General features: G+C 45.1%; 3 protein-coding genes. All 3 read left to right on the top strand.

The genetic code is table 11. The annotated features are described in order from the left end of the window. A partial coding sequence (locus JRI95_16550; protein MBW2063154.1) for a PAS domain-containing sensor histidine kinase occupies positions 1-652 on the top strand: 652 nt, incomplete at its 5' end. Between the two features lie 16 nt (positions 653-668). Then, positions 669-2,375: a sigma 54-interacting transcriptional regulator gene (locus tag JRI95_16545; GenBank protein MBW2063153.1), complete on the top strand. Its 1,707-nt coding sequence runs from the start codon at positions 669-671 to the stop codon at positions 2,373-2,375. 391 nt (positions 2,376-2,766) lie between these two features. Continuing rightward, the coding region (locus JRI95_16540; protein ID MBW2063152.1) for an ABC transporter substrate-binding protein at positions 2,767-3,806 on the top strand (1,040 nt) is incomplete at its 3' end.

The following is a 3,806-nucleotide window of genomic DNA, read 5'->3' as shown; positions in this document are numbered from 1 at the left end:
CATTATTAGTATCGCTGAGATGTTAAAGGACCAATGCATTGAAAAGGGTGAAAATGATGAAATCCCGACCAGAATTATCAAAGAGGGAGATCGGATTGCGGAAATAGCCAAAAATCTGCTTTCCTTTGCCCGGGATCGCAAGGAAGAGCACAGCCCGACCAATATACAGGATATCCTATCGGATTCGTTTGGCCTGGTAGAAAGGCAGATAATTAAAGACGGAATAAAACTCAGTACGGTTGTTCCTTCCGACCTCCCCCAGATCAAAGCGCGAAGCCGGGAAATTCAACAGGTATTTTTAAACATAATCAGCAATGCCCGGTATGCATTAAACAAAAAGTTCCCAGGATTCCATGAAGATAAGACACTTGAAATCAAAGGGGAAATCAAAGGGATTGAAGGCAAAAGGAATGTTCGGTTGACGTTTTCTGATCATGGCGTGGGAATACCTGAGAACATAATGGACAAAATATGTAATCCATTCTTTTCAACGAAACCTCGGGGTGAAGGAACTGGGTTAGGGCTTAGTATCAGCCATGGTATTATTAAAAGCCATGGCGGGAGGCTTACCTTTCAGAGTGTTCCTGGAGAATATGCAAGGGTGATTATTGACCTCCCTGTAAATAATGCCCGGGAAGTAAAAGAGGAGTAATCCGGCGAGGGATGAAATGGGCTCAAAGATACTAATCATTGATGATGAGGAAGTCATCCGGTTCGCCTTCAAAACTCATCTTTCCAAAGAAGGGTATGAGGTGTTGACCGCAGAAGACTATTCTTCAGCTCTTGAAATTATCTCTAATACTGATCTTGATGTGATAATCGCTGATATTATACTCGGTGTTTATACAGGAATTGATATCCTCCGGGAAGTCAAAAAATTAAACATGAATTGTCCTGTTATCATGATAACTGGAGAACCAAATGTTGAGACAGCGGCGGATGCGGTTCGTCTGGGTGCTTTTGATTATCTCCCCAAACCTGTTCGAAAAGATATGCTCTTGCGTGTAACCAATCATGCGCTAAACCATAAGGCGCTTATGGATGAAAAGGAAAAATATCGCCAAAATTTGGAGGCCATATTCGGAAGTCTGAAGGATGCCATTATTACTGTAGACCAAGAGATGCATATATTGGAGGCCAATGAAGCAACGAAACATATATGTGGTCTCTTTCCCCGGGAAATTATCGGAAAGGAATTCAGTGAGGTTCAAACCCAATGCATTAAACCGTGCCTCAATGTTTTGAGAGAGACCCTGAAAACGAAATATATAGTTAAAGAGTATCGTGTTGAATGCAGGCATCAAGACCGGTCTCACCAGGTCGTATTGTTGACCAGTTCACCTCTTACTTATCCCGGCAACAGATTCAGGGGAGCAATCCTTGTGGTCAGAGACATAACAAGACTGACCGACCTTGAGCGTGAATTGAAAGAACGACACAGATTCCACAACATCATTGGTAAAAGCCAGAAAATGCAGGAGATTTACCGGCTCCTTGAAGACCTGGCCAACACGGATACCACCGTGTTGATTACAGGTGAGAGCGGTACCGGTAAGGAACTGGTAGCTCGAGCGCTTCATTATGAAAGTCCTCGTGCCGCTAATCGACTGGTAAATATAAGCTGTTCCGCCCTCACTGAGAACCTGCTTGAAAGTGAGCTGTTCGGGCATGTTAAAGGGGCCTTTACGGGTTCGGTCAGAGACAATATTGGCCGTTTTCAAATGGCGGATGGAGGCACCATCTTTTTAGATGAGATAGGGAGCATTACTCCCATGATACAATTGAAGCTTTTGAGGGTACTGCAGGAAAAAGAATTTGAGAGGGTTGGCGAGTCTGATCCAATAAAGGTAAACGTGCGGATCATTGCCGCCACAAACCGCAATTTGAGGGAGAAGGTATCGTTGGGGGAATTTCGGGAAGATCTTTATTACAGGCTCAAAGTCGTTGGAATCAAATTACCTCCCCTGCGCGAAAAAGAAGAAGATATTCCTTTATTGGTTGATCATTTCTGTAAAAATTTAAACAAAAAGATCAATAAAAACATCGATGGCATATCCGATGAAGTGCTAAACCTATTTATGCGCTATCCCTGGCCGGGGAATGTAAGGGAGCTGGAACATGCCTTAGAACATGCATTCATCGTTTGCCATGGCAGTACCATTACGATAAATCATCTGCCACCTGAAATCAGTGAAGATTCTAAGATCAAAGCGTGTGCTCCTGATGAGAGGACTGTCGATGAACAGCAAAAAATCATTCAGGCCTTAAACAAGACCGACTGGAACAAGGCCAAAGCCGCTCGCCTGCTGGGTGTAAGCCGACGGACCATCTATCGAAAAATAGACAACCTGAAACTCACCAAACCAACTGAATAAATGTGACATGTCACAGATGCGTGAAATCACACAAGTGTGACTGTCACACTTTTCTTTCCCATTTGGGATAACCTCCCTTATTATATCATCCTTAATAACCATCTGAAAATAAAGCCTAAAATAGAATTAAGACTTTTTCTCTATTTCTGGCATAGATTTTGGATAAAAATATTTTGTTAGAATCATGGATTGTCTATCTGACCACGTATGGCTCCAGAAAATAGGGAGCATATATTAATAAAAATTCAAGAAAATAAAGGCAGATCTGGATATTCGATAAAGCGAAAAGGGGTTTGGCGAATAGTCAGCCTATGGGTCTCAAGAGGCCATCAGATGGCAAGAGCTGGACATTGTCAAAAAAAGTTAACCTATAACAAAAAGGAGGAAAAAGATGATGAAAGCGATTAAAAGTTTTTTTGTGCTGGTTGTTTTTTTGTCTTTGGTCAGCGGAGTAGGGGCGGCGAAAGTGCAGGAGCCTATCATAGTCGGCTCTATCTGGGATTTAGTAGGCTTCGGTGGCGAAATCGGTCAGGCCTGCTTCCGAGGGTCTCAACTCGCAGTCAAGTTGGTCAATAACGCCGGTGGGATAAATGGACATCCTGTAAAATACACCAATATCGACGGACAAAGTGAGCTGGATGTAATATCGAGCGCCGCAAAGCGTCTGACGCAGGAATTTAAGGTCCTTGCTGCCGTGGGCAGCGAGGACGATTCATTAACCTCCGCCTCAGGACCGGTTTTTCAGGCTAACAAAACTTGTTTCCTTCCCGGGCCCGCTACTACACCAACGCAGCCCCGGATCGGCGAGTACATATTCATGCCTGCATATGGTGACCATTTCCAGGGAACGGGGGCAGCGAAGTTCTGCGTAGAGGTTCTTGGCTGGAAGAAGGTTGCTGTGCTTTGGGATGCAGCGAGCGCATACAGCACTTACCTGTCTAAGGCTTTCAGGGAGGCTTTCAAGTATTATACCAAAGACCCCAACGCCATCGTTGCTGTAGAGTCATATATGACGGGTGACTTGGTCTTCACGGCTCAGCTTACCCGAATCAAGAGGGTTCAGGAGAAGCTTGATGCATTTGTGACGTTCCCGCCCGAGCCCCAGGATGCACCAGTCTACACCAAGCAGGCTCGTAAATTGGGCATCACGCTCCCGCTCTTTTACACGGACGGGGCTGATGACATCAGCCTGATCGAGGTTGGTGGCAAGGCGGTCGAAGGGGCCTACATTTCGACACAGTTTGCGGGAGATTTCCCCACGACAAAGGTCGGTGAACAGTTCGTAAAGGATTACACTGCGGAATACGGGATAATGCCTGGTTGCTTTGAGGCCATTGGGTACGACTCGATGCGCCTTGTCCTTGAGTCTGTAGAAGCCATCACCGGAATTGTAGGGGACAGCATCTGGAATTCCATGTCTCTCGAGAAAAA

It is taken from the genome of Deltaproteobacteria bacterium (assembly GCA_019308995.1).
In the GTDB taxonomy this organism is placed as follows: Bacteria; Desulfobacterota; Desulfarculia; order Adiutricales; family JAFDHD01; genus JAFDHD01.
Note: the sequence above shows the minus strand (reverse complement) of the source record. Positions and strands in the feature narration are given on the sequence as shown.

Excerpts from the sequence above, each read along its gene's own strand:
- JRI95_16545 (MBW2063153.1), top strand. The coding sequence starts at position 669 with ATGGGCTCAAAGATACTAATCATTGATGATGAGGAAGTCATCCGGTTC.